This window comes from Euhalothece natronophila Z-M001 (assembly GCF_007904085.1).
Taxonomy (GTDB): Bacteria; Cyanobacteriota; Cyanobacteriia; order Cyanobacteriales; family Rubidibacteraceae; genus Halothece; species Halothece natronophila.
The window spans coordinates 3230076-3254346 of the sequence record NZ_CP042326.1; the positions used below are offsets into that span (position 1 = coordinate 3230076).

23 protein-coding genes and 1 tRNA gene are annotated in these 24271 nt (G+C 40.5%); 10 read left to right on the plus strand and 14 right to left on the minus strand.

Annotated elements, in window-relative coordinates; genetic code table 11:
• Nucleotides 1-2 precede the first annotated feature (2 nt).
• A complete protein-coding gene (locus tag FRE64_RS18385; RefSeq protein WP_390622233.1) occupies nucleotides 3-491 on the minus strand; it encodes a helix-turn-helix domain-containing protein in 489 nt (162 codons plus the stop codon).
• Nucleotides 492-849: 358 nt separating this feature from the next.
• Here FRE64_RS18385 and FRE64_RS15955 point away from each other — a divergent pair, with 358 nt between their 5' ends.
• Entirely contained in the window at nucleotides 850-2031 is a 1182-nt protein-coding gene (locus FRE64_RS15955; RefSeq protein ID WP_146297134.1) for a peptidylprolyl isomerase, read from the plus strand.
• Nucleotides 2015-3055 carry a thiamine-phosphate kinase gene (gene thiL / locus FRE64_RS15960; RefSeq protein WP_146297135.1) on the plus strand — a complete coding sequence of 347 codons (1041 nt, stop codon included), beginning with the start codon at nucleotides 2015-2017 and terminating at the stop codon, nucleotides 3053-3055. Before FRE64_RS15955 ends, thiL begins: the two co-directional genes overlap by 17 nt.
• Before the next feature lie 51 nt (nucleotides 3056-3106).
• On the opposite strand, the gene FRE64_RS15965 is transcribed toward thiL, so the two are convergent.
• Nucleotides 3107-3802: a Crp/Fnr family transcriptional regulator gene (locus FRE64_RS15965; protein WP_146297136.1), complete on the minus strand. Its 696-nt coding sequence runs from the start codon at nucleotides 3800-3802 to the stop codon at nucleotides 3107-3109.
• A 103-nt stretch (nucleotides 3803-3905) separates the two neighbouring features.
• Between FRE64_RS15965 and FRE64_RS15970 the strand changes: the two genes are divergently transcribed.
• Genes FRE64_RS15970 through FRE64_RS15980 form a run of 3 tightly spaced genes read left to right on the plus strand, consistent with a single transcriptional unit; the run spans nucleotide 3906 to nucleotide 5532 of the window.
• Nucleotides 3906-4685: an SAM-dependent methyltransferase gene (locus FRE64_RS15970; protein WP_146297137.1), complete on the plus strand. Its 780-nt coding sequence runs from the start codon at nucleotides 3906-3908 to the stop codon at nucleotides 4683-4685.
• 2 nt (nucleotides 4686-4687) lie between these two features.
• Nucleotides 4688-5038 (plus strand): cupin domain-containing protein, encoded by a 351-nt coding sequence (locus FRE64_RS15975; RefSeq protein WP_146297138.1) that lies wholly within the window; start codon nucleotides 4688-4690, stop codon nucleotides 5036-5038.
• A gap of 5 nt (nucleotides 5039-5043) precedes the next feature.
• Nucleotides 5044-5532: a hypothetical protein gene (locus FRE64_RS15980; RefSeq protein WP_146297139.1), complete on the plus strand. Its 489-nt coding sequence runs from the start codon at nucleotides 5044-5046 to the stop codon at nucleotides 5530-5532.
• A gap of 95 nt (nucleotides 5533-5627) precedes the next feature.
• On the opposite strand, the gene FRE64_RS15985 is transcribed toward FRE64_RS15980, so the two are convergent.
• A complete protein-coding gene (locus tag FRE64_RS15985) occupies nucleotides 5628-7142 on the minus strand; it encodes a hypothetical protein (RefSeq protein WP_146297140.1) in 1515 nt (504 codons plus the stop codon).
• A gap of 628 nt (nucleotides 7143-7770) precedes the next feature.
• Between FRE64_RS15985 and FRE64_RS15990 the strand changes: the two genes are divergently transcribed.
• Nucleotides 7771-7980 (plus strand): hypothetical protein, encoded by a 210-nt coding sequence (locus FRE64_RS15990; RefSeq protein WP_146297141.1) that lies wholly within the window; start codon nucleotides 7771-7773, stop codon nucleotides 7978-7980.
• Nucleotides 7981-8057: 77 nt separating this feature from the next.
• Nucleotides 8058-8414, plus strand: coding sequence for an ArsR/SmtB family transcription factor (locus FRE64_RS15995; RefSeq protein ID WP_146297142.1), 357 nt, complete (start codon nucleotides 8058-8060; stop codon nucleotides 8412-8414).
• Nucleotide 8415: 1 nt separating this feature from the next.
• Here the strand turns inward: FRE64_RS15995 and FRE64_RS16000 are convergent, their stop codons facing one another.
• The 4 genes from FRE64_RS16000 to FRE64_RS16015 form a co-directional block, all read right to left on the minus strand.
• On the minus strand, nucleotides 8416-10053 hold the full coding sequence (locus FRE64_RS16000; RefSeq protein WP_146297143.1) for a hypothetical protein: 1638 nt from the start codon (nucleotides 10051-10053) through the stop codon (nucleotides 8416-8418).
• Between the two features lie 337 nt (nucleotides 10054-10390).
• Complete coding sequence (gene murQ, locus FRE64_RS16005) at nucleotides 10391-11284, minus strand: N-acetylmuramic acid 6-phosphate etherase (protein ID WP_146297144.1); 894 nt, start codon at nucleotides 11282-11284, stop codon at nucleotides 10391-10393.
• Between the two features lie 9 nt (nucleotides 11285-11293).
• Nucleotides 11294-11662, minus strand: coding sequence for a DUF3110 domain-containing protein (locus FRE64_RS16010; RefSeq protein WP_146297145.1), 369 nt, complete (start codon nucleotides 11660-11662; stop codon nucleotides 11294-11296).
• Nucleotides 11663-11759: 97 nt separating this feature from the next.
• On the minus strand, nucleotides 11760-12662 hold the full coding sequence (locus FRE64_RS16015; protein ID WP_146297146.1) for an alpha/beta fold hydrolase: 903 nt from the start codon (nucleotides 12660-12662) through the stop codon (nucleotides 11760-11762).
• Between the two features lie 151 nt (nucleotides 12663-12813).
• On the opposite strand from FRE64_RS16015, the gene FRE64_RS16020 reads away from it, so the two are divergent.
• Nucleotides 12814-13269 carry an NUDIX domain-containing protein gene (locus FRE64_RS16020; protein WP_146297147.1) on the plus strand — a complete coding sequence of 152 codons (456 nt, stop codon included), beginning with the start codon at nucleotides 12814-12816 and terminating at the stop codon, nucleotides 13267-13269.
• A gap of 36 nt (nucleotides 13270-13305) precedes the next feature.
• Here the strand turns inward: FRE64_RS16020 and FRE64_RS16025 are convergent, their stop codons facing one another.
• Nucleotides 13306-14925 (minus strand): mechanosensitive ion channel family protein, encoded by a 1620-nt coding sequence (locus tag FRE64_RS16025; RefSeq protein ID WP_146297148.1) that lies wholly within the window; start codon nucleotides 14923-14925, stop codon nucleotides 13306-13308.
• A 117-nt stretch (nucleotides 14926-15042) separates the two neighbouring features.
• Here FRE64_RS16025 and ahcY point away from each other — a divergent pair, with 117 nt between their 5' ends.
• Nucleotides 15043-16317, plus strand: coding sequence for an adenosylhomocysteinase (gene ahcY, locus FRE64_RS16030; RefSeq protein ID WP_146297149.1), 1275 nt, complete (start codon nucleotides 15043-15045; stop codon nucleotides 16315-16317).
• A 78-nt stretch (nucleotides 16318-16395) separates the two neighbouring features.
• Here the strand turns inward: ahcY and FRE64_RS16035 are convergent, their stop codons facing one another.
• The 3 genes from FRE64_RS16035 to FRE64_RS16045 all read right to left on the minus strand — a co-directional run bounded on the left by FRE64_RS16035 (nucleotide 16396) and on the right by FRE64_RS16045 (nucleotide 18736).
• On the minus strand, nucleotides 16396-16842 hold the full coding sequence (locus tag FRE64_RS16035) for an SRPBCC family protein (protein WP_146297150.1): 447 nt from the start codon (nucleotides 16840-16842) through the stop codon (nucleotides 16396-16398).
• A 394-nt stretch (nucleotides 16843-17236) separates the two neighbouring features.
• Nucleotides 17237-17512, minus strand: a complete 276-nt coding sequence (locus FRE64_RS16040; RefSeq protein ID WP_146297151.1) for a hypothetical protein — start codon at nucleotides 17510-17512, stop codon at nucleotides 17237-17239.
• An 81-nt stretch (nucleotides 17513-17593) separates the two neighbouring features.
• A complete protein-coding gene (locus FRE64_RS16045; protein ID WP_146297152.1) occupies nucleotides 17594-18736 on the minus strand; it encodes a metallophosphoesterase family protein in 1143 nt (380 codons plus the stop codon).
• Nucleotides 18737-18912: 176 nt separating this feature from the next.
• On the opposite strand from FRE64_RS16045, the gene FRE64_RS16050 reads away from it, so the two are divergent.
• On the plus strand, nucleotides 18913-20955 hold the full coding sequence (locus tag FRE64_RS16050; protein WP_146297153.1) for a prolyl oligopeptidase family serine peptidase: 2043 nt from the start codon (nucleotides 18913-18915) through the stop codon (nucleotides 20953-20955).
• Nucleotides 20956-20997: 42 nt separating this feature from the next.
• On the opposite strand, the gene FRE64_RS16055 is transcribed toward FRE64_RS16050, so the two are convergent.
• From FRE64_RS16055 to FRE64_RS16065, 3 genes are all read right to left on the minus strand, one after another.
• Nucleotides 20998-21082 (minus strand) — tRNA-Ser (locus tag FRE64_RS16055).
• A gap of 63 nt (nucleotides 21083-21145) precedes the next feature.
• On the minus strand, nucleotides 21146-21937 hold the full coding sequence (locus FRE64_RS16060; RefSeq protein ID WP_146297154.1) for a WecB/TagA/CpsF family glycosyltransferase: 792 nt from the start codon (nucleotides 21935-21937) through the stop codon (nucleotides 21146-21148).
• The gene (locus FRE64_RS16065; protein ID WP_146297155.1) at nucleotides 21922-24261 is read right to left on the minus strand and encodes a heavy metal translocating P-type ATPase; all 2340 of its coding nucleotides are present in this window, start codon (nucleotides 24259-24261) and stop codon (nucleotides 21922-21924) included. Before FRE64_RS16065 ends, FRE64_RS16060 begins: the two co-directional genes overlap by 16 nt.
• Between the last annotated feature and the right edge of the window lie 10 nt (nucleotides 24262-24271).

Sequence of the window (24271 nt, forward strand, 5' to 3'; positions counted from 1 at the left end):
ACTTAGTTTTTTTTAAAAGCTTCCGGTGCTCCCAATTCCTGTTTGCTATGAACTGGACGTGGCACTTTCAGTTTTCCTTCTAAACCATAGCGGACTCGTTTATGAACAGCACTATAACTAATATCAATATCTTGAATTAACTGAAGCCATGTTTGAATTTCCTTATAACTAGAAAATCCTTCTGGATCTTCTAGTTCTTGGATTAATTTTTTTTCTACTGATGGCGTGATTTTAGGGACTCGCCCAGGACTTTTCTTAACTTCTAAAAGACCTTTGAGACCTCCTTTGCGATATTTACTGAGCCATCTTGATACTGTCGTTCGGTGTTTTCCGATTAGGGAGGCGAGCGCGCCGGTACTTCTGACTTGGTTCGTTTTCAGCCAATACAAGACTTGGATTCGTTCTTTGACTTCACTGTTTTGGGAGAAGTTGAGCTGTTTTTTAAGCTCTTGAGCTGACTCGGCAATCTCAATTTTAATGACACCTGCCATAGCTAATCTCGATTACTAACAATCTCTCCCTCTATTTGTAGCATACACAGTTCCATTTCATATTAATTGAAACCTTAACGGAGCGCGATCAAGTGACCTCCCCATTATTGCCAGATTTCTCTTTATCTATTTCTGAAATTTTTAGATGAAAGAGATCAATAGGGGCTAGGGAAGTTAGCACTTAAAATGTTAATCGTTAAGGAAATGGTAGTCCTGCATCATTAATGATCAATTGTGGCAGTCCGCAAATGAACCTGATGACCCTCGCTCTTCCTCCCATTCTCTCCATTGGTTTGATGTGGACAGTGGCAAGCGTGTACATTAAAGTTTAGGTGTTCTCATTATCCTCAATTTAAATATGCTAAAACCATTTAAATGGCTCAAACCATTACGTTCTGTGCTAAAAAGCACAATTATCACTTTCTTACTGATTAGTCTATCGGTAGGACTGAGTGGTGCATGGTGGAATTTTGGTGGCGGAGGGGAAGAAGAAAAGAAACCTGCTAGAGAGAGTATTCTTCCGCAAGGAGAAGCAATTACTGATCCTACCGCACTTTTACGCTACTCTTTACCGTTTGATAACTATCAAGCGCGAAAGTTACAAAGTAGTATTGAAGACATTGCTTTCCAATTACGAGGGAAGCGTTGGGGAAAAATTAGTGGCGATGTGAAAACTGCCAGTCGGGTGATTAATTCCAAAACTGATAAGTTATTGGCAGGTGTTCCTGAAGAAAATCGAGAACAAGCAGAAGCCCTGATCCCTGAGATTAAACAGAAACTTAATGAGTTGCGAGAAGTCGTAGAGAAACAGGATGTCGAACAGGTTTGGCTAACCCGTCGTGATCTCCTAGAAACCCTTGATGAGTTTGAGGCGTTATTTGTCAAAGAGTTTCCTTTTTCCATTCCAGAAGAATATGCCGATCTCCCGAAATTAAAAGGACGAGCGCGAGTAGAGGTAGAAACCAATAAAGGAAATTTGACTGTTGTGGTGGATGGCTATAGTGCGCCCATTAGTGCTGGTAACTTTATTGATTTAGTGGATCGCGGTTTTTATGATGGGTTAGAGTTCAACCGCGTCAATGATTTTGCGGTACAAACGGGTGATCCCCCTGGGCCAGAAGAAGGCTTTGTTAACCCTGAAACAGGAGAATATCGTGCCATTCCTTTAGAAGTATTAGTGGAAGGAGACGAAAGACCCGTTTATGGGGCAACCTTAGAAGAACTGGGACGCTATCAGGAGCAGCCTGTATTGCCTTTTTCGGCAAATGGGGCAGTGGCGATCGCGCGTCCAAGTGGTGATCCCAATGGCGGTTCTTCCCAATTCTTCTTCTTTAAATTTGACTCTGAGTTAACCCCTCCTGGATTTAACTTCATGGATGGACGATATGCCATCTTTGGCTACACCGTTGAAGGAGATGAAATTTTAGAAGATATAGAGGAAGGGGATCAAGTGATCTCAGCACGGGTAATTGACGGGTTGGAAAACCTAGAACGCCCCACTCAAACTGCGGTTAGTGGTAACGATGAAGCCAGAAGCTAATCTCACAGTTGCTGATATTGGAGAACAAGGACTTTTAGCCAAACTTAAGGCTTTTTGTCCGTCTTCTATCGTGGGGGATGATGCTGCTGTACTTAATTTCAGTGGTGATCATTCCCTTGTAATTAGCACCGATGTTTTAGTGGATGGGGTTCATTTTAGTGATGGGATTGCTAAACCCGACGTTTATACCACTTCCCCAGAAGATGTGGGCTGGCGGGCCGTAGCAGCAAATTTATCTGACTTAGCCGCCATGGGGGCTTCTCCTTGGGGAATTACGGTAGGATTAACCCTTCCGGGGGATTTAGCGGTAACTTGGGTAGAACGGCTTTATCAGGGCTTAAGTGAGTGTTTAAGACAGTATGAGACGGTTTTATGGGGGGGAGATATAGCGCGATCGTCTGTAATTACCCTTTCGATTACCGCCGTTGGCAAAGTGTCACCGCAAGCCGTTATTCGTCGCCAAGATGCTAGAGTTGGCGATGTTATCCTCGCAACAGGAGAGCATGGGGCTTCTCGGGCAGGATTAGAGTTATTATTACATCCCGAACGACAACAAGAATTAAGTCCAGTGGATGCTCAAAAATTAATCCGAACTCATCAACATCCTCAACCGCGTTTAGATGTTCCCCCCTTACTCCAGAAAATATTACCTGAGTTTCGAGTTGGAGGAATGGATAGCAGTGATGGGTTAGCAGATGCGATTTTACAAATTTGCCGTGCCAGTGGGGTGGGCGCAAAAATTAGTCGTGAGAGTCTTCCAATTCCTGATGAACTTTTAAAGTGGTTATCTCCAGAACAGGCTTTAAATTGGACGTTATACGGCGGAGAAGATTTTGAATTAGTCTTAACCTTACCGCGTCAGTTTGCTGAATCATTACGAGAACAATTAGGCAACTCAGCAAGAATCATTGGTGAAATTACAAAAGAAACTGATGTTAAGTTATCAGATTTCGATCTGGATTTAAGTCAAGGTTTCCAACATTTTAGCAATAGCTTGAAGAATCAGCGATCGCGCCGAGTCTAACCCCCCAATAACTTAACTAATCCCACTGCAATCAGAACAAGGAATCAAGCATTAATCTTCCTCTTGAGCAAATGATTCTAAAGACTGCCAATTGTGAATAATTAAAGTGCCACCGCGACGATAAGTAATTGCCTCTGACATTTTCTTAATTAAGCGAATACACTCTTCATAGGTAATGCCAATCATTCTTGCCATTTGGTAATAAGAGAGTTTTACCTGAATGACCTCTCCCTCTGCTTTCTGCATTGTTCCATACTCTTTACCGTGGTATAAAATTAAGCGAGCTAGTCGCGCGATCGCGCGTTCTGAGATTAACCCATGAACCGTTTCATGTAGATGTTGCAAACGCTGATTAAACGTTTCTAAAATTCGCAACGCAATCTCAGGGTTTTTCCCAATAGCATCGAGAATAGCTCCCTTATCAAGCATAACCACCACCACTGGGGCTTTCGCAATGACCGTTGCTGGAGCAATTTGATTCCCAAACATAGCAGGTGCGGCAAAAATTTGCCCAGGGCGAATCACCCTCACCACTGTTTCTTTTCCCGTATCAGCCGTTTTCTGAATTTGTAACTGCCCTTCTAGTAGCGCGAATAAACAAGCAGGAAGATGATCTCCCTCAATCATCACCATTTCATCTTTTTGAAACTGACGAATTTTAGCATGGGGTTGCAGTTCCTCTAAATTTTCTTCCGAGAGAGAATTTAATATCCAAAGCTGTTGTAATTGTTTCACTGTCGCCAGCATAAGCGAAACTGAGCTACCTCAGGGATATCGGGAAAAAAGTTTGTCATTCTAAAACTATAGCAACTTGTCTGATTGCTTTAGTCTCCTGAAAAGAGAGGGAATTATGACTACCACAAAATCCAATTCCAAACCCCTTGCTGGGCATGAAGTGCTAGCCAAAGCAGGTAAAACTGTTTTACGCCCCGGTGGATTAGAAGCCACCCGTCAACTACTAGACTGGGCAAATTTTCAGTCTGGGCAAACCGTTTTAGAACTCGCCGCCAGTTTTGGTAAAAGCGCAATTTGGCTTGCCCAACGTTATGGCGTTCGTGTCATTGGCATTGAGCGTAACCCTAACAGCGTTCGTATTGCCCAAGATAACATCCGAAAAGCAGGTTTAGAAGGGCAAGTGGAAGTTCGAGAAGGGGATATTTTTCACTTAGATCAAATTCACGAACAATTTGATTATGTCTTTGCTGAAGCTATTTTAACCATGCAATCTTCCACAGGGAAAGCAAAAATTTTAGCTGGCATTGCAAATGTTTTGAAACCACAAGGGAAATTCTTATCTCATGAAATGCTTGGGCTAGGAGATAAGGAAGAAATGGATCGCGCTTTATCGCAATCTATTCGAGTCAATGCTCAACCCTTATCAGAAACGGAATGGCAAGACTTATTTCAGCAAGCACGGTTAACCATTCAACACTCTAAAACTGGCGAAATGGGCTTATTAAATCCAAAACGAGTCATTGAAGATGAGGGATTTTTTCAAGCCATAAAAATTGCTTGGAATGTATTAACTAATGCCGAGATCAGACCGCGAGTTTTACAGATGAAACAAGTGTTTAATCAATACCGCGACCAACTCGGTTATATTGCCATTTGTGCCAGTAAGGAGGAATAACAATGGCTGCCACAATTACTAACCCTAACACTACCTATTCAGATCGTCTCAAAAATTTAATTGAGTATCCTGAAACTGGAATTTTAAGCAAAATTTTCGTGAAAGATGATCACACTCAGCAAAACCTTTTTTGTTTAGCTTCTGGCACAGTTTTAGAAGAACATACCAGTGCTAAGAATGCCACGGTCATGGTTTTAGAAGGGGAAGGATCATTAACCCTCAATGGGGAAAAAATTGATCTCACACCAGGGGTATTAGTCTATATGCCGGCTCATGCTCCCCATGCTTTAGAAGCAAGCACCAATTTAGCCTTCTGGCTGATTTTATCCAACGCAAATCAACAAGCAGAATAATTAAAATGAATCAAGAAGCAACTATCAACACTTTTACCACATACTTAAACTTAGATGCACCAACCGTTAAAGATTTATTGACTTTGAGTGCAACAGAATTACCGAAAGAAGAAGCATTTCAAACTGAATTAGGAAATCTGAATCTAGGGTTATTGCGAGAAACCTTACCAACAGCAAAATCAGTTTTAGAAAACCAGTTACCAGCGTTTTATACTTGGCTCAAAAATGAGTTAAATATTAAACGGGTTCCTGATAGCCCTAACCATACCACAACTTGGGTAGCGAATTTTCTCAATAATCAAGAGAGTATCCAACACTTAGTGGAATTACATCGCCCAGTTCCTCCTGTAGCACTAGAACAAGCCGTTCCCCGTTTAGTGAGTTTGTTTAATCAAGTGGAAGATAAGCAAATTCGTCAACAATGGCAAAGTGCAGTGGCTTTATTGTGCCTCGTTTTAGTGGCTGATGCAAGGGAACAATTACAAATATCTTAATGCAATCAGCAATGATTCCTGAGAAATTTTTGTTGCTAGCTTGCCTGTTGCCTTCAACCAGAATTGCTCACTGCTATTATGATGAGGTGGTTTCTCTAACAACCACCACTTCCACCACCACAGCCACCACCGCCACAGCTACCACCGCCACCGCCACCTCCACCACTAGGTCTGCTATAGTATTCAATGATCACTTCAGGACCACCAATTTTTCCGATATTAAAATAATTTTCTAGTGTTGTTACAAGAAAGAAAGCCTCTTCGCGTTCACTAAATTTTACTAGCTGTTTCTCAATCCCAGTATAAGTATTGGCATAGATTTTATAACCAAAAGTGCGATTATTATCGCTATCAACTTGCTGTTCACTATGTAACCTTCTTAAGTTAAAAGTGAGATTATTATCTCTGTAAACTTGCTGTTCAATATATAATCCTTTTAAGTTGTCGGCTCTAATTTGTGTTTTGTCCCCTAACCAAGGCATAGGCTTATGACGAATTAAAAATTTTTCTCTATTTATAAAAACATAAGTTTTATTGAATAATTTAGCAAGGGTATAGTAAATTAAACCAACCGTAACTACACTAAAAAATAATAAGGGTAATGAATTATCAGATCGAAAATCAGCACTAGCCAGTTGTGAAAATAATATGGCTGACCAAAAAGTGGTAAAGGCTATCATAAAATAAGCCTCTGAATCTTCCCATTTTTTGACAATTGTCAGCCGATCTTGATATTCGTAGAGCTTAAGGGTACTAGGTTTTCTGACTTCTTTTTTTACTCTGTCGGAAATTTTTGGTAGTGGAATCGAATCATCTTCATTTTTTTCTTGTGCAACAGCTTCTTCAGACTGTTCTTCAGACTGATTAATCTGTTTTTCAAGCGTTGCCATTGTTTTGTCGGGGTTATAACAATAACGACTTAACCAAATCTTAGCCTTCCGTAAATCTTCTTGATTAAGAGTAAATACTTTTTCTATCCATTGTTGTGCAGATAACTCTTTGATCTCTTCTGGAGATTGGTGTTTAAGAAGTTGAGAAATGAAGGGCAACAGTTGTTGTTTTTCTGATGCGGATAATTCATGGAAAGAGGTAACTAATTCAGCTACTGGTAAAGGAGGTGGGACAATTTCTTCTGTTAATAAACCTTGATTGCGGATGAAGCAATAGTTGCTAAGTTCCTCATTTAGGGAAGTTGCTTGTGCTACTGTTCCTGAAGCATTATTCTCCTGTAATTGTTCTCTTGCAATAGGTTCTTTAGAGCTGGGCTTAGTTTTTCTAATCTTAACTGCTTCTTTTGGTTTTGATGTGTCATTATTTTGACTAGCATTTTGTGAACCTTTAGCAGGTAAAAGTTGGATACAAGTGTTCCAGTCAGGTTGAGTTTGATAGATGGGACGAGTATAAAGAGCAAGATACTGAACCTCATCGGGCAAATTCAATTTATTAAGTGTTCTTTCGACACCCTGCCTTAAAGTATCGCGCTCAAAAGAAAGAGTAGAGTAATAATTAATCGCTACCTTGAGATATGGTACTTGGTAAGTTACCTGAAACTCTACATCATAATCAGGAAAAAGGTTGTCTAATTGCTTTTGAATGATTTCTTCTTTCATCGTCAGTCATAAATAAATTATAGGAGTTAGGAATGAGTGGTGAGACAGCAATTTTGGTTTCAGGGAAGAGGGAAGCTAGTAATAGGCTACAAAAATTTCTCATCAATCATTGCTGATTGTTTATATGATGATTGGGAAGAATGATGTTGAGAATATACTTCATATTAGCTTAAACTAATAATATTTTCACAAACTCAAGTGACTAATCCCATTTCTATAAACCAGTGCTACTAGACGATCTCCCCCAATCCTCACGCTTTGTTCTGGCCCTTAGTAAAGCAGTAGGGCTGTTTCATTCTCGGGGTAAAAATTGAAAGTGATTGGCTAAAACCCTTAGAAGAAGATAAAGATGATCCCCCCTTATCACCTGAGTTTCAAGTTGGAGGAATGGATAACAGTGATGGCTTAGTAGATGCGATTTTACTAGTGGGGTGGAGGCAAAAATTAGTCGCGGGAGTTTTCTAATTCCTGATGAACTGTTAAAATAGCTATCTTCAGAAGAGGATTGAGATTGGAGGTTATACGAAATTGATTAATTCATGCTACACATAAGTAATTTTTTCACGTTGTCTCCTTGTCGCCTTGTCTCCCTATCTCCCCAAGCAAGCTCTAGCAAACATTTATCCATTTGATATTATACGGGGGGGAAGATTTTGAATTAGTCTTAACCTTACCGCATCAGTTTGCTGAACCCTTACGAGTAGGCAACTCAGCAACAATCATTGGTGAAATTACCCAAGAAACCGAGGTTAAGTTATCAGATTTCGATCTGGATTTAAGTCAAGGTTTCCAACGTTTTAGCAATAGCCTGAAGCATCAGCGATCGCGATTTAAATGAAAGGTATATGATTATACAGTAAATATTAAGATAAAATAAAGCTAAAGTTGAGCTGACAAAGTTTCTCTATAATTCTTATGTCTAAATTAAAAACACTTTCACCTGCAACCCTGAGTTTAATTGCAAATCATTTTAAGGTTTTATCAGAAGTTAGTCGCCTGCAAATTCTCAATTGCTTACGAGAAAAACCCATGAATGGGAAACAACTCACAGAAGCCACTGGCTTAGGACAAGCAAATTTATCGAAACACTTAAAGGTTTTAACTCAAGCAGGTATCCTAGAACGAGAACAAAAGGGGGTAAGTGCTTATTATCGAATTAAAGACCCACTTACCTTTGACCTTTGTGAGCTTGTCTGTGGTCAACTCAGTAATGAGTTTCAACAGCGTGCGGAATACTTTAATGATCTTTTAAGTGCTAACGAAAAATCATAAATTATCCTTCCTTTTGCCCTAATTGTCTTAAGCGTCCAATCAGATGCTTTGCTAGACGATTAAACCAATGCTCAATCAGGGTGTCTTTCCCGCCCCAAGCTGGGAAGGCGGTTCCGACAGAGGTAATACTATCATAAACAATAAACTGAGCTACCTTTTCTCCTTGACGCTGTGTTGCTGAATATATCATTTGTAAGGGATAAGCTAAATTACTGAGAAAAGGGATAAATCCAATTCCAAAGGCAACCCAAGGTAAACGTTGACCCTGGAGACTGGCTTCAAGCATTCTGAAGCTAGTGTAAAGAAGTCTGATAATCATGCCCCCACTTGCCAGTAGAAACACAAGGGTAATCTCATTGATTAATCCTGCTGCATAGAGACTGGGAAGTAAAGTATATCGAATCACTTTCACAGGAATTTTAAGGGCGACATGAACCCCAAAATCATTGAGATAATCACTTCCTTGTTCATACTGAAAACGATGAACTAATTCTTCTGCCTGTTTTGTGGTAATTTGCTCTCGTTCTTCCCAAACCCGAATCCGATTAATAACATATTTGCGAGCTAAAGCTAAGCGATATCGATGAGACCAAGTATATTGCCACAGCGATCGCAGCGCTTTTTTATAATTAAAACGATGTACTTGATAGATGATATATTTTGGGAGCTTGAGACAGAGAAGATAAACAGTAATCTGGCAAAATCGACGTAATTCTCTGCTATACCAAGCTAAAGGATGATTTTGATACCACTGTGCTGTCTCTAGAGAGATATTACCTTTTTTTCGCTGATATTCAATACTGGCAATTGTTCGCCCCATTGTTTTCCAGCGTTGTTGATGATAGGCTAACTCCTTTGTCCATAACTGAAGATTGGTATAACACTCAGAACTTAGTTCATCAATAAGGACAGAACTGCGAGTTTCCAGATAACGTTTTAGTTTATTGATATCAACATCATCAAATAAGGCTTTTCTACGATGAATAGCTTGCGGTAAATAGAAATTAAATAGTATAAGCGGATTAATAGGGAATAAGGCAGGTACACCAGACTCTAGATCAATCCAAGCAAACTGATGATGGTGAGGGAGATTTTCGGTCAAAAGGAAGTTATTAAATGCTGAGGGATTCCCTTTCCCCACTTGCCACAACATCCCATGAAAACCAGATTCAAGCAAATGCCTGTGCAAGGGGTTCATAATTTGCTCTAGTTGCTCAGAAAGTTCACTGTTAGCCTCTTGCCCACTAAAAGGGTTAGACAGCGCTACCGGTCGCCCTGCAATAAATTCTGTGTCTAGTAAATAGGCACGAGTCTTAACTTCCCAACCCACATCTAAAGCATTACTAACTTTGAGGTAAGAGCCAAACCAAACTTTAACTAATTCCGTTAGAATTTTGCGACGATAATACGCACACCAAAGAGCATCTTCATTCCAGATATAAGGATTTGGTGCGCCAAAGAAAAAATAGTGAATCAGATGAGTAATTGGTTCGCCAAAGAAAATCTTGCGAGCAATCGTTGTTCCCTCGAAATCAAGCCCATAAACACGCCCAGAACGACCAGCCCCTAATAATCGTTGCTCAGGGGAATTTGCCACATCAGGAATCGGAAGTTGCTTATTTCGGGGAATAAAAGTCATTTAATAATTATCTCACAACAATTACCCAAGTATTTCGGATATTCCTATCCCCTAATTTAAAAAAAACTATCCGCTCTTACTTGTGGAAGCAAGAGCGGTCTAGCGGGTCACATCTGATTGAAACCTGACTGCCGAGAGGAACTCGTACAGCCTGTTTTCCCCTCACTAGGGAGGAGTCAACTGACTATTAGAGAACAGCCCCGGCACACAGCCGGCATACTCCAATCAGGTGACCCATGCGTTTACTACCTGTACTCATGGGCATCACCTCCTTTCTCCCTAACCGGTTATTTAATGAACAACCTTGCTTTACACTAACACACGAATTTGGAATTGGCTACTTGGTTTGAGAGCTGAGTCGGTTATCAACGGCTAATTGTGCTTCTGCTTGTTCACGAGTTACTCCTTGCCACTGCATGAGGAGGGCAGTTTTTACCCGATTGCCACTTTTTTCGAGCAATTGAGAGGCTTCTTCTATCGAGAGAGGGGTTAACTCTTGGAGAATACGGAGAGCGCGATCGCGCAGTTTTTGATTGGTTACGGCCACATCTACCATACGATTACCATAAACTTTCCCCAACTTCACCATTACCCCTGTAGAAAGAATATTTAAAGCCATTTTGGTGGCTGTTCCAGCTTTCAACCGCGTGGAACCGGCTAATACTTCTGGCCCCACTAACAGCCGAATATCCACATCCACCTTCACTGTTACCTCTTCAGGAGACACACAGGCAATAAAAATTGTGGTTGCCCCCTGTTTTTGAGCGGCAGTAATTGCCCCCTGCACATAAGGAGTGGTGCCACCGGCGGTAATTCCTACTACCACGTCTTTTGAGGTAATTTGATGATGCGCGATCGCGCTTTCCCCATCTTCCACGCGATCTTCTAATCCTTCTGAACTTTTGACAAGGGCTTGTTCACCACCAGCAATAATACCCTGCACTAATTCAGGTGAGGTACAAAAAGTTGGGGGACATTCTGCTGCATCTAATACCCCTAAACGTCCACTAGTTCCAGCCCCGACATAAAATAAACGTCCCCCATTTTGGAGGGCTTCGCTAGTCAAATCAATCGCACGGGCAATTTCATAACGAGCATTGCCAATCGCGGTTAGGGTTTTGGCATCCTCCTGATTAAAGAGTTCAACAATTTCCAAGCTAGAAAGTTGGTCTAAATTGCGGCTATGAGGGTTATTTTGTTCCGTTAAAAGGTGACCCCGAGAAGAAACCATAATTTTGAATTAGAGTAAGTTTTCCAAGCGACGACGAACATCGTCTAAACTATCAGTTTTTGGCTCTTGTGAAGGGTTCACCGTTCCCTGCAAATTCCAATCAGTTTGTTCTACGCTGGTATCAGGAGGGGTAATTAATTCTCCTTCTGGAATGCGTCGGGCTTCATAACCAGTTTCAGCACAGAAGGCTTCAATTTCTTCAGAATCAAGTTCTTCTACCGTAGGCTGGGGAAAATCTTGAGCTTCTAGCATCAGAGCAAAACGAGTGGCATCATCATGGGACTCAAACATTAATACAATATCGCGTTCGCCCATTTTTAAAGAATGAATCCCTTGATTGTCACTTCCGGCATTAAATAAGAGTACGTAAACCCGCATAGTGCGATTAATATCCCTTTAATTATTTGTCTGATCAACGTTTTATCATTTTTTTTCAGTTTAACTAATTTTAGTCTCCAATTTGGAAAAGTGTTAATTAGCTGGCTCTAAAAAATCTTAAAATTGTTTCTGTGGTTAACTCAGGTTTTTCTAAATGAGGCACATGACCTGATTGGGGAATCCAAACTAGCTCACTATCGGGGATGGTACTTTCAAAGCGTGTTGCATCCTTAGTGCCGAGAATTTGGTCTTCTTCCCCCCAGATAATTAAGGTTTGCTGGGGGATTTGGCTGATTTTAGGACGGAGAAAGTTATAACCACCACTTTTAGTAAAAGAAATTATTGCTTTCGCCCAATTGGGATCAGCTAAATGTAATAGTGAACAATAGAGAGCATCTTCAGTGGCTAAACGGCGATCATAATAAGCATTTTCAATAATTCTTTTTCGTACTTTCACACTCTTTAAAAAGGCAGCTGCTAAACGATCTAGAGGGGGAAACATTAATTTTCCCATCGTGGGGCCACCAGCAAAGCCAGCGCTATCGAGTAACACTAATTTTTTGACAATTTCAGGATAAGTTAGAGCAAAATCAATGGCAGCAGCACCTCCCATAGAAGCCCCTACAAGAACCATTGGACGTTCTATTAGTTGCTTCCAAAAGGCATAAATATGGGCTTTAATTGCTTCTGGTGTCACAGGAATCTCTAGAGGACGATCGGTTAAACCAAACCCCAAAAAATCCAGAGCAAAAGTTTCTGTTGTCGGCGTTAATTTCGGAAAGAGGCGACGAAACTCGATTAAAGAACTATCAAATCCATGTAGCAGTAAAATTGGTAGTTCTCCCTCTCCTCCTTGGATATAGGTTGTCTTGATCTTTTGAGAATTTAGAGAGGTTGCAATAGGCTCTTGTTTGATTTGATGAACTAATTGACAAGATTCTTTTTCGGTTAAATTTTGAGCAATATTAGGGATAAAATGGGGGAAATAAGTAGAGGTCATAGCAATAATTAATTCTCATTAAAATAAAAATATCAGAAATGACTTTATCTTAATTAAGTAGTTGTTATTTTAAGTTACAATATAATACTTAAAATCATTGTAACGAAAATAAATTTAAATTACAATTGATTAATCACCTAATTTGTCAGTTATGGATCGAATTTCTCATTTTTTATTTACAGTGGTTGGCTTGATTTTTCGGCATCCCGTTACTGGGGCAACAGTGATTCCGATTTTACCTAGTGGAGAAATTGTTTTAGTGTGTCGGAAAGATAATGGTAAATGGGGCTTACCTGGCGGAATTGTCAATTGGGGGGAAGAAGTTTCTGAAGCAGCCAAGCGAGAATTATGGGAAGAAACAGGGTTAAATCTCATCCAAATTCGCCGTTTAGTGGGAGTGTATTCTAAGCGCGATCGCGATCCCAGACTCCACTCCATTAGTATTTTAATCGCTGCCAACGTTGATGGGCATTTCAATATTAAAGATAATTTAGAGGTTTCTGAAGTTAAAGCTTTCAAGGTTGATAAAATTCCTTTTGGTAATCTTGCCCATGATCACGAAGAACAAATCAAAGACTTTTTGGCAGAAAAAACCATTCTCGCTTGAGGTAATACTATACTAAACGGACAAAGGAAAATAAAACTAGTTTGATGCTTTCTCTTCACTAGAAATCCAGATTTTTTGATGAGGAAGGGCTAAATCAAGTCCCGCTTGATCAAAGGCAATTTTGATTCGACGGCGATATTCTCTGGCAATTGGCCATTGTTTGAGAGGCTTAGTTTTAATCCAAACCCGGATGATCACTCCTTGATTACTAAATTCATCTACACCTAAGAATAAAGGCGGTTCTAAAATATCTCTTCTCCAATCATTATCAGTTGCTAAATCATTACTCGTTTTTTTAACAATTTCAATTGCTTTTTCCATATCCGCATGGTAAGCAATGGGGATTCTTAAATCCACCTGTGACCAATTGCTGGTGTAATTGATAACTGTATTAATTTCGCTATTAGGAATTGTCACTAATCGCCCTTCTGTATCCCGTAGTTGAGTAATCCGTAAATTAATTGCTTCTACAACGCCCACTGCTTCACCAATACCCACAACATCACCAACAGCATATTGATCTTCAAGAATAATCAAAAAACCATTAATGGCATCTCGAATTAAGTTTTGAGACGCTAAAGAAATGGCAACCCCAATTAATCCAGCCCCTGCAAGAAGGGGGCCAATATTGATTCCAGATACAGACAGTCCTAGTAAAATACCAGCAACGACTAAGACAAATATAACAATACTTTTAGCAACACTAGAAATCGTAGAAATTCGCAGTTGTAACCGAAGATTAGCTTCAGGCGTTAAAAGATAATTATTAGTAAGAGCAGAAGTAAATTTTTGAATTAGAATAAAAGAAAAACGGATCAAGAAATAAACAACTAAACCAACAATAAATAAACGAAATGGAATACGAAAAACATTAATAATTAGCACTTGCAAAAAGCGAGTGTAGGGAAATAACCCCACGATATACAATAGCCCTCCTAGCCACATTCCCCAGCGGGCAATTTGAACCCCCCGATGTTTAATTTCAGCCAGTTGTTGCTGTTGGTTTTGGTAAATTTGAGTAGAAATGCCAGCATCAGAGGTAGATTTAAACGAAGCATGGAGGCTGTTTTTTTGCTCCTTTGACTGTCTTTCGAGCCAGTAGAGGACAAATGTGGCGATAATAAGAATGCCAAGCGCGATCGCGCTCCGATACCCCTGCGCGATGAGAAATGACTGTTCACGCTCCTGTTTTGCCCTAACTAGCCCCTGTTCTAAGCGACGAGTCATATGTTCTGCTCTTTGTTCAATACTCATTGCTCTCAAATTGGCATCTTGGCTCGTGACGGTCAATAGACGAATTTCTAGTTCATCCACCTCCACATAAATGTCACTCATGGCTCCAATTTGTTCATGACGAACAGTCACTTCGTCTGAATCTTGTTGAAAATAGTAGCGAGTGATGTTGTCGAGTCTTTGCTGAATTTCTCTAATTCGATTGGGCAAATCTGATTCATTCCCTGCTACCTCAACCACACACCGACCATCTAAACGAATACATCCTGAAATTGTTTCATCAGATGCTTGAGGCAAAATAATTGGATTATTACCGCCAAAATCAGGTATAAAAGGGACTTGGGCTTGCACAGAAGAGCGCAGAGGCATGAATAAGACTAAAATCGCCGTCAAAGAAGCTAAAATTAGGTGTTTGCGCTTCATAAATCAAAGAAAAAAGGGGGTAACCTCAGATTAAACTATGGCAAAAATTTTGACATCTGGTCAATATGCAGTAACCTAGTAGAGATCGCAATGTGAAATAACGACTCGTAAAATTAGATGACTGCAACACAAGTAAAACACGAAGTAAAAGACCTAAGTTACGCTACACTCGGGAAACAGCGTATTGAATGGGCAAGTCGTGAAATGCCTGTTCTCAGACAAATCCGTGACCAGTTCGCGAAAGATAAGCCTTTAGAAGGGCTTCGCATGGTCGCTTGTTGCCACGTGACAACAGAAACCGCTAACCTCGCCATTGCCCTAAAAGCGGGTGGTGCAGATGCGGTATTAATCGCAAGTAACCCCCTTTCCACTCAAGACGACACCGCTGCGAGTTTAGTCGCTGACTATGGTATCCCTGTTTTCGCGATTAAAGGGGAAGATAACGAAACTTATAATCGTCACATCAATATCGCCCTCGATCATCACCCTAATATCATCATCGACGACGGTAGTGATGTCACCGCAGCCTTAATTCAAAATCGCAAAGATCAAATTAAAGAAATTATCGGGACGACTGAAGAAACCACCACGGGAATTAATCGTCTCCGTGCCATGTACAATGACGGCGTATTGACGTTCCCTGCGATGAACGTTAATGATGCTGATACCAAGCATTTCTTTGATAACCGCTATGGTACTGGACAATCCACCATTGATGGCATTATCCGTGCCACTAACGTTCTCCTCGCAGGTAAAGTGGTCGTTGTTGGTGGCTACGGCTGGTGTTCCAAAGGTGTTGCCATGCGCGCAGCTGGTATGGGCGCAAATGTTGTCGTAACTGAAGTGGATCATATCCGCGCCTTAGAAGCTGCTATGGATGGCTTCCGCGTAATGCCCATGAATGAAGCGGCAAAAATTGGCGATGTTATTGTCACCTTAACGGGTAACAAGCACGTTGTCGCGTCCCATCATTTTGACAACATGAAAGATGGCGCGATCGTTTGTAATGCTGGTCACTTTGATATTGAGCTTGACCTGAAATCTCTCCGTGAAAAAGCCAAAGAAGTTAAAGAAGTTCGTCCTTTCACCGAACAGTACATTCTCCCCAATGGTAAGTCTGTGATTGTTTTAGGAGAAGGTCGTCTCATTAACCTCGCTTCTGCTGAAGGTCACCCCAGCGCGGTAATGGATATGAGCTTTGCTAACCAAGCCAAAGGTTCTGAATATCTTGCCCTCAACAAAGGCAAACTTGAAGCTGGTATTCACTCCATTCCTCGGGAAGTTGACCGTGAAATTGCTCGTCTGAAATTAAATGCCATGGGCGTTAAAATTGACGACCTCAGCGATGACCAACTCAAGTATATGAATTCCTGGACTGAAGGAACTGACTAATTGTTAGCGTTTTGCTAAGTTAGTCTAACTTGTCCCCGATTTCGTCTTTTTTTCCAAGGCGCGATCGGGGAATTATATTTAAGAGGAAGACTGAATTTGATCAATATAGTCTCGAAATCGCTCTAAATCTGCCTTAAGAGTTGATTCTACAACTTGCCCTAAAAATAAACTATCCATAATTTGCCCCAAAACACCAGGGATAGAATAAGCAACAGATAAACGAACAATACTACTAGTTTTACGGTCATAAAATCGGACTGCTCCACGATTGGGTAATCCATCCACTGATTCCCATTGAATGATTTGGTGAGAGACTAAATTAGTAATTCGAGACAGCCAGCTAAATTCCCATCCTCCTGTAGCAAGTTTCCAGCGGGATAAATCAGGATTATCGGCTAGAACTTCTACAGAATCGATCCATTTCATCCATTTCGGCATTTCTTCTAGGTTCGACCATAAGTTCCAAACTAGGTCAATAGGTGCGTTAACTTCAATTTCAACACTATGTTCTAGCCAGTTAGACATATTAATTATTCGTTATCTTACAAATTCTATTACTTATAGTTTAAATGCAATCAAGGATAAAAGAAATCGTTACCAAGTCAGATCAAAAATTTTTAAATGGTCATCAATTCTAATTTTTAGAGTATTGCTTTAATGAGGAGGGCAATTAACGATAATTTTAATAATAGAATATTACTTATAGAAATCAACCTTTTTAGTGAAAATTGAGTCTCGCGATCGCGCTTCAATACCAAGTAAAAAATAAGCGCATTATTGCTCTAAAAGAATTTTAAACGCTTGATTATTATTCCAACGGTAAACAGAAAAGTCTCGAAAATCTGTTATTAAAATTCTATTCTCATTTCATTTCTGTTTCCTAACGCAACAAAAAAGCCTGTATCTGTTAGAATCATTCTTAATCAGTTTCTCGTTTAGATAAAAACTCCCAAGCTACTTTTTCAGACTTTTCTGCTAAATCAGAATCATCCCCAAAACAACAAATGAAATCACTATTTCTTAATCGCGCTAACGGATCATATTGTTCGTTGTTTTCTGAAGAACTCTCTACTAACGGTTCGGAATTAAAATAAGTTGCAAATTCTCTAACCACTTTCTCTACAACAATTAATTTTTCGGGATTGAGTTGATCAAGACTTTGTGCAATTCGTTGTTTGATCTCTGTACTTTTCATAGCAATTTTACCTTATTTCTCTTGTTCCTCCTTCCCTAATTTTGACATGAAAATTGATCAATAACGAGGTTAACAATCCCATTAGAAACTACAAAGTTCTTTTCCTAATCGTTTTTCGCAAAATTCCTGTTCTGATGCGTTTAAGTCTTCCCATTCGATATCGCGTCGCATGACAGCGCCATTATAACCAGCTAAAAAGCGAGGAAGTTCTTCATATTCGATTAAGTCTAAACTATTAATGTCATAAGTGGCATAAGTTGTTAATTCAGAAGAATCAAAATCAATATCCACAACAGTAAGTGCTTTTCTTAGTGGGGTTTCATTATCAATTAAAGAACGCGCACCAGCACCTAATAACCCTGCATTCAGCAGTTGTAAATTCCCTCGATGACCGGGATAATAAGCATGATGATGACCACTAATATAAGTATGAACATCATACTTTTCCATCATCGCCTGTAGTTGCTGAGAATTTTCCATGACTTCCCCAAACTGGTTTCTTCCCTCTGCAATACCATATAAAGGAAGATGCCCTAAGACAACTCGCATTTTCGCACTTTGGGCTTGTGGACTGGCTAAAGCGTCTTCTACCCACGCTAATTCATGATCCCGAATGCGATGAGAAGACCCATCCCAAACCAGGAAAAAGATATCTTGATGTTGAAAAGTATAATAAAAGGGAAAATCAGCGCGATCAATAAAATCTAATCCTGGATCATGGTCAGGATGATTCCAATAAGCAGAAGCTACCTCTCGATCTTTGTGAAAAATAAATGAGCCATCTTCTCCTTGCGCTGCGGAACCATCGTGATTTCCCATAGTAAAGCCAAAGGGAAAATCCCTTTCTCGTAAAGGATGGGCGATATAGTCATCAAACGCCTCCCACATCGCTTCAATTTCTGGCTTACTCAAGTCACGACTTTGTCCCGCTACCATATCACCACCACAAAGCACCAAATCAGGATTCCAATAGGGAATTAAGTCAATCCCTTTTCCCACTTCTGGCGGATAACTGGTTGAACCATAGGCTTCATTAAGATCACTCAAAACAACGAGGCGCACATCATGACGGGGCGGATCATAAATTCCCCCTGCTTGTTCTACAATTTTAGCGGTTTCAGGAGGAAGGGATGCGAGTTTTTGTCCATCCACCCTTTCGGTGGTCATGGTAACGCTAACCAGTAAGGTAGCCACTAATAGAATGACAAAACGAACTGGAGACATGGCAATTGGCACTCCTAACAAATATAGGTCAAATATGACATAACTTAAAAGGAAAAACAAGTCCCTGTATTTAGTTATAATAAAAGAGCAGTTGCAAGCAATTAAAGAGTTTATTCAAAAAGTTCGTTCTCTCAATAACTAATTTTATAAAAATGTTGTTTATTAATAATCGTATTATGTCTTTTAACTACCCAAAAACTGAAACAGTTGAACAAGTTGATAATTATCATGGTGTAGAAGTTCACGATCCTTATCGCTGGCTAGAAGATCCAGATTCTTCTAAAACTAAGGCTTGGGTAGAAGCACAAAATGAAGTTACCTTTAGTTTTTTAGAGGAAATTCCTGAACGAAGAGCGATTAAAGAACGCTTAACTGAACTGTGGGACTATGAAAAATATGGTATTCCTATTAAAAAAGGAAATCGTTACTTTTACTTCAAAAACAATGGGTTACAAAATCAAAGTGTTCTCTATACCCTAAATCATTTAGAGGATGAACCAAAAGTTTTATTAGATCCCAATCAATTTTCTGAAGATGGAACGATCGCGCTTTCTGGGGTTTCTATAAGTGATAATGGTCAGTTTATTGCTTATGGTATTTCTAAATCAGGTTCAGACTGGCAAGAATGGCAAGTCCGAAATGTGGAAACAGGAGAAGATTTTTCTGATCATTTAGAATGGATTAAATTTTCGAGAGCAACTTGGACAAAAGATAATCAAGGTTTTTTCTATAGTCGGTACGATGCGCCACCAGAAGGAAAACAGTTAGAGGAAGCCAACTATTACCAAAAATTATATTACCATCGCCTTGGCACTGAGCAAGCAGACGATATTTTAGTTTATGAACGTCCTGATCAAAAAGAATGGATGTTTGATGCAGAAGTTACTGAGGATGGACGCTACTTAATTATTTCGGTAAGTCAAGGCACTGATCCGAAAAATTTAATCTTTTACCAAGATTTAAAAGATAAAACAGTAGAAATTAAAGAATTAATTTCAGACTTTATCGGTAACTTTAGTTTTATTGAATATGAGGATTCTATCTTTTGGTTTCGCACGGATTATGAAGCCCCAAAAGGCAGATTAATCGGGATAGATATTAATAATCCAGAACCAGAAAACTGGCAAGAAATTGTCCCAGAAAGTGAGAATACCTTAGAGGGAGTTAGTCTCTTAAATAACCAGTTTATTTTAGATTATTTACAAAATGCGCGATCGCGCTTACAAATTCATGATCTAAATGGCAATTATCTCCAAGATATTACACTCCCTGGAATCGGATCAGTAGGAGGATTTAATGGTAAGCGAGAAGATACAGAAACCTTTTACGCCTTTACCAGTTTTACCACGCCAACAACCATTTATCGCTACAACTTAGAAACAGGAGAAAGTACCCTTTTCCGTCAGCCCACTGTTAATTTTAATCCCGATAACTACGAAACGCGACAAGTGTTTTATCGTAGCAAAGATGGGACACAAGTTCCCATGTTTATTACCCATAAAAAAGGAATATTGCTTAATGGTCTGAATCCCACCTTACTGTATGCTTATGGTGGGTTTAATATTTCCCTTACCCCTAGCTTTTCTGTGAGTCGGCTAGTATGGATGGAAAGGGGAGGAATTTATGCTGTTCCTAACTTACGCGGTGGCGGTGAATATGGTGAACAATGGCATCAAGCAGGAACCAAATTGAATAAGCAAAATGTCTTTGATGACTTTATCGCCGCTGCCGAATGGTTAATTGAAAATCGCTACACCTCCTCACAAAAACTTGCTATCTCAGGGGGAAGTAACGGCGGATTATTAGTGGGGGCTTGTATGACGCAACGCCCAGACTTATTTGGGGCAGCCCTACCCGCAGTGGGAGTCATGGATATGTTACGCTTTCACAAATTTACCATTGGCTGGGCTTGGTGTTCTGATTATGGTTCTCCCGAGAATGAGGAAGAATTTAAGGCATTATATGCTTATTCCCCCTTGCATAACTTAAAATCGGGAACTGTTTATCCTTCCACCTTGATCACCACTGCTGATCACGATGATCGCGTCGTTCCAGCCCATAGCTTCAAATTTGCCGCGGCTTTACAAGCAGCTCACGGGGGCAATAATCCTGTTTTAATACGCATTGAAACGAAAGCCGGACATGGCGCTGGAAAACCCACCAGTAAACGAATTGAAGAAGTTACTGATCAATTAGGCTTTCTAGAAACGGTTTTATAAGTCATTAGTCATTTGTTTACAAACAACAAAGGACAAACAAAACGGAGAGGGGGAGATTCGAACTCCCGGAGCCTCTCGGCTCAGCCGATTTCAAGTCGGCCGCAATCGACCACTCTGCCACCTCTCCATGGCTAGAGTCTATAATAACAGCTTTCTGATTTCTTTTACAATCGTTAATGCAGGAAAACGGTTATTGATTACTGATAGAGCGTTTCTTTTTTAATCCTAGAAGCAAGAGAAAACGATGTTGTAGAAATTGTAGGCTAAAAAAGAGCACAAACGTAAGATGATTAATCAAATAAGCTCCTCCAAAGGGGTGAGAATTAGTTAAAAGATAATAGAACCGTTGGAGTTTTAATTGTGACATCCATTTGGGAGGAGGGGATAAGTCTCCAGTGAGCGCTGCTAAAGTTGAACCAACCCCTACCATAGTCGCTGGGAGGCGATTAACTTGTTTCGCCATCCATTCTTCTTGTTGCGGAGATGGTAAGGAGACAAAAATTAAACTAGCTGCTGATTGTTGAATGGCGTTAAGTTCAGCTTCTAGTTCTTGAGTAGTGTTAGCAGAGGGAGCATGAGAACCAACAATCATTAAATGAGGATATAGCTGTTTCAATAAATGTTCTAATTTGGCAAGAATCAGAGGCGTTGCTCCATAGAAGTAAATCGGAATTTGGTTTGCTTGAGCGCGATCGCAGCAAGCTAGCATTAAATCAGAGATAATAACCTTTTGCTGTTGTTTAACCCCTAATAACCGTAATGCCCAAACTAAAAACTGACTATCAGGGATGACAAGAGTTGCATTATTAATAATCTGTTGATAGCGCTTTCGCCAAAAAGCAGTCATCACCACCGAGACATTGCCAGGAAGAACATAACAACTTTTTTGTTCTAATCCCCATTGGACAATCTCCTCACAAGCACTTTGGGCACTAGTAGCATGGATATTGCTTCTAATAATCCGTCTTAACCCATTCTCCATGGTTCGCCCATTTTTACCCTTTTTAAGAGTAAAGAATTGGTCACTACAATTACGGAACTGAGAGCCATAAATCCAGCAGCGATCGCGGGACTGAGTAATATGTCGTATGTTGGTAAAAGAATTCCCGCAGCTAATGGAATCGTAATCACATTATACCCTAAAGCCCAAAAGAGATTTTGACGAATTTTTTGGAGGGTAGCAAGACTGAGATTAATTGCTGTAATCACATCCGAAACGCGATCGCGCATTAAGACAATGGAAGCAGTTTCAAGGGCGACTTCCGTTCCTTTTGCCATAGCAATTCCCACATCGGCTTGGGCTAAAGCCGGGGCATCATTAATGCCATCGCCAATCATGCCCACAGACTGTCCCTTTTCCTGTAATTGTCTCACCACTTGGGCTTTCTCCTCAGGGTGAACCTCAGCGAACACTTGATCACGAGAGAGATTTAACTGTTGCGCGATCGCGCTAGCGATATTTTCCTTATCCCCTGTTAATAACCTTACCTCTAACCCCATTTTTTGCAGTTTTGACAGCGTTTCCACTGCATCAGGGCGTAAACAATCTTTCAAAGCAATTAATCCTGCCAAAGCGCCATTAATGGCAACATAAACCACGGTTTTCCCAGTATTTTCTAAAGTTTCTCCTTTCTCTTGCATAGCACGAGGAACAATAATCCCTTGTGCTTCTAACCAGGAAGCATTCCCCACCACAATTGCTTGCTGTTGAACCATTGCGCGGATACCATAGCCTGCTTGCGTTTCTTCCTCACTAGTGGCTAACAGAGAAATCTCTCTGGCTTGCGCCTCTTGAACAATGGCATCGGCTAAAGGATGATTTGTTCCTTGTTCTACTGAAGCCACAAACTGTAATAAAGTTTCTTCGCTAATATCAGGAGTCGCCACCACTAAGCAATCAGTAACTTTTGGGTTTCCTTCAGTTAAAGTTCCCGTCTTATCAAATACCAACGTCTCTAAACCCTGGACTTTTTCTAAAACATCTCCCCCTTTAATTAACAAGCCCTGTTTTGCCCCCATACCAGTTCCCACTAAAATAGCAGTAGGGGTTGCTAACCCTAACGCGCAAGGGCAAGCAATTACTAACACCGCAATCATCACTTTTAGACTTAATAACAGCGGACTGGTTTCCAGGGTAACCTCCGTCCAAATTTGGGGCGCGATAAAATACCAAAAGAGGAACGTTAATCCAGCAATAGCCATTACCCCATAAGCAAAATAGCCCGCCACTTGATCCGCTAATTTCTGCACCGGCGCTTTGCGAGTTTGGGCATTTTCCACCGAAGCAATAATTTTTGCTAAAGTGGTATCTTTACCCACTTGGGTTGCTTTTAGGGTAACTACCCCAGTTAAATTAATCGTTCCCGCTTTTACCGTATCTTGAACCTGCTTCTTAACAGGAATAGACTCCCCCGTTAACATTGACTCATCAACGGTTGTTTCCCCTTTCAGAATTTCCCCATCCACAGGGAATTTTTCTCCCGGTAACACTCGTAACCATTGTTGAACCTGTACCGTAGAAACCGGAACTTCCATGCTTTTTTCTTCTTCGGTATCGGTTTCTTTCACTAAACGGGCGGTACTGGGTTTAAGCGACACTAACGCCGCTAATGCTGCCCCTGCTTCTCCTCTTGCCCGTTGTTCTAAAGTTCTTCCTAAAAGAATGAAGCCCAGTAACATCACGGGTTCATCAAAGAAACATTCCCATCCTAATTGAGGGAAAGCCAAAGCAACACAGCTAGCAAAATAAGCACTAAGAGTTCCCAAAGCGATTAAACTATTCATATTGGGAACCCGTTGCCATAACCCTTTTACCCCATCTACGATAATCTCCCGACCAGGTAAAATTAAGGCAAGTGTGGCAAGTCCCCAATGAAATCCGATATGACTGAGGAAAGGCACATGAACACCTGCGAGATGTTTGAGATGTCCAATCCCAGATAAGATAATTAAAACTATAGCAATGGCAAGTTTTCGGAAATTTTCGCGATTAGCTTGTTGGCGTTTTTCTTCATAGCTAATCGCTGTGTTTTCCTCACTATTAGAATCGTGGAGTTGGGAAGGAAAACCTTTCGCCGTTAGTTGTTTGGCAATCTCTTCAGGATTAGCCGTTTCAGGCTGATATTGAACCACTGCTGTGGCTGTTACGAGATTCACTTGGGCAGCGAGAACCCCAGAATTTTGCTCAATTTGGCGTTCCACGGCACTAACACAACCGGCACATTTCATGCCCTCAACATCTAAGGTAACGGTTTCTAGGGTGGTTTCTTGAGAAGGGATTTGTTGTGAAACTGGCATAGGCATCATTCAACTGTAT

Excerpts from the sequence above, each read along its gene's own strand:
- FRE64_RS15970 (WP_146297137.1), top strand. The coding sequence starts at position 3,906 with ATGACTACCACAAAATCCAATTCCAAACCCCTTGCTGGGCATGAAGTG.
- FRE64_RS16040 (WP_146297151.1), bottom strand. The coding sequence starts at position 17,512 with ATGAAAAGTACAGAGATCAAACAACGAATTGCACAAAGTCTTGATCAA.
- FRE64_RS18385 (WP_390622233.1), bottom strand. The coding sequence starts at position 491 with ATGGCAGGTGTCATTAAAATTGAGATTGCCGAGTCAGCTCAAGAGCTT.
- FRE64_RS15985 (WP_146297140.1), bottom strand. The coding sequence starts at position 7,142 with ATGAAAGAAGAAATCATTCAAAAGCAATTAGACAACCTTTTTCCTGAT.
- FRE64_RS16060 (WP_146297154.1), bottom strand. The coding sequence starts at position 21,937 with ATGGAGAATGGGTTAAGACGGATTATTAGAAGCAATATCCATGCTACT.
- FRE64_RS16010 (WP_146297145.1), bottom strand. The coding sequence starts at position 11,662 with ATGCGGGTTTACGTACTCTTATTTAATGCCGGAAGTGACAATCAAGGG.
- FRE64_RS15995 (WP_146297142.1), top strand. The coding sequence starts at position 8,058 with ATGTCTAAATTAAAAACACTTTCACCTGCAACCCTGAGTTTAATTGCA.
- FRE64_RS16035 (WP_146297150.1), bottom strand. The coding sequence starts at position 16,842 with ATGTCTAACTGGCTAGAACATAGTGTTGAAATTGAAGTTAACGCACCT.
- FRE64_RS16000 (WP_146297143.1), bottom strand. The coding sequence starts at position 10,053 with ATGACTTTTATTCCCCGAAATAAGCAACTTCCGATTCCTGATGTGGCA.
- FRE64_RS16045 (WP_146297152.1), bottom strand. The coding sequence starts at position 18,736 with ATGTCTCCAGTTCGTTTTGTCATTCTATTAGTGGCTACCTTACTGGTT.
- FRE64_RS15980 (WP_146297139.1), top strand. The coding sequence starts at position 5,044 with ATGAATCAAGAAGCAACTATCAACACTTTTACCACATACTTAAACTTA.
- FRE64_RS15975 (WP_146297138.1), top strand. The coding sequence starts at position 4,688 with ATGGCTGCCACAATTACTAACCCTAACACTACCTATTCAGATCGTCTC.
- FRE64_RS16020 (WP_146297147.1), top strand. The coding sequence starts at position 12,814 with ATGGATCGAATTTCTCATTTTTTATTTACAGTGGTTGGCTTGATTTTT.
- FRE64_RS16065 (WP_146297155.1), bottom strand. The coding sequence starts at position 24,261 with ATGATGCCTATGCCAGTTTCACAACAAATCCCTTCTCAAGAAACCACC.
- murQ (WP_146297144.1), bottom strand. The coding sequence starts at position 11,284 with ATGGTTTCTTCTCGGGGTCACCTTTTAACGGAACAAAATAACCCTCAT.
- FRE64_RS15955 (WP_146297134.1), top strand. The coding sequence starts at position 850 with ATGCTAAAACCATTTAAATGGCTCAAACCATTACGTTCTGTGCTAAAA.
- ahcY (WP_146297149.1), top strand. The coding sequence starts at position 15,043 with ATGACTGCAACACAAGTAAAACACGAAGTAAAAGACCTAAGTTACGCT.
- thiL (WP_146297135.1), top strand. The coding sequence starts at position 2,015 with ATGAAGCCAGAAGCTAATCTCACAGTTGCTGATATTGGAGAACAAGGA.
- FRE64_RS16025 (WP_146297148.1), bottom strand. The coding sequence starts at position 14,925 with ATGAAGCGCAAACACCTAATTTTAGCTTCTTTGACGGCGATTTTAGTC.
- FRE64_RS15965 (WP_146297136.1), bottom strand. The coding sequence starts at position 3,802 with ATGCTGGCGACAGTGAAACAATTACAACAGCTTTGGATATTAAATTCT.
- FRE64_RS16050 (WP_146297153.1), top strand. The coding sequence starts at position 18,913 with ATGTCTTTTAACTACCCAAAAACTGAAACAGTTGAACAAGTTGATAAT.
- FRE64_RS16015 (WP_146297146.1), bottom strand. The coding sequence starts at position 12,662 with ATGACCTCTACTTATTTCCCCCATTTTATCCCTAATATTGCTCAAAAT.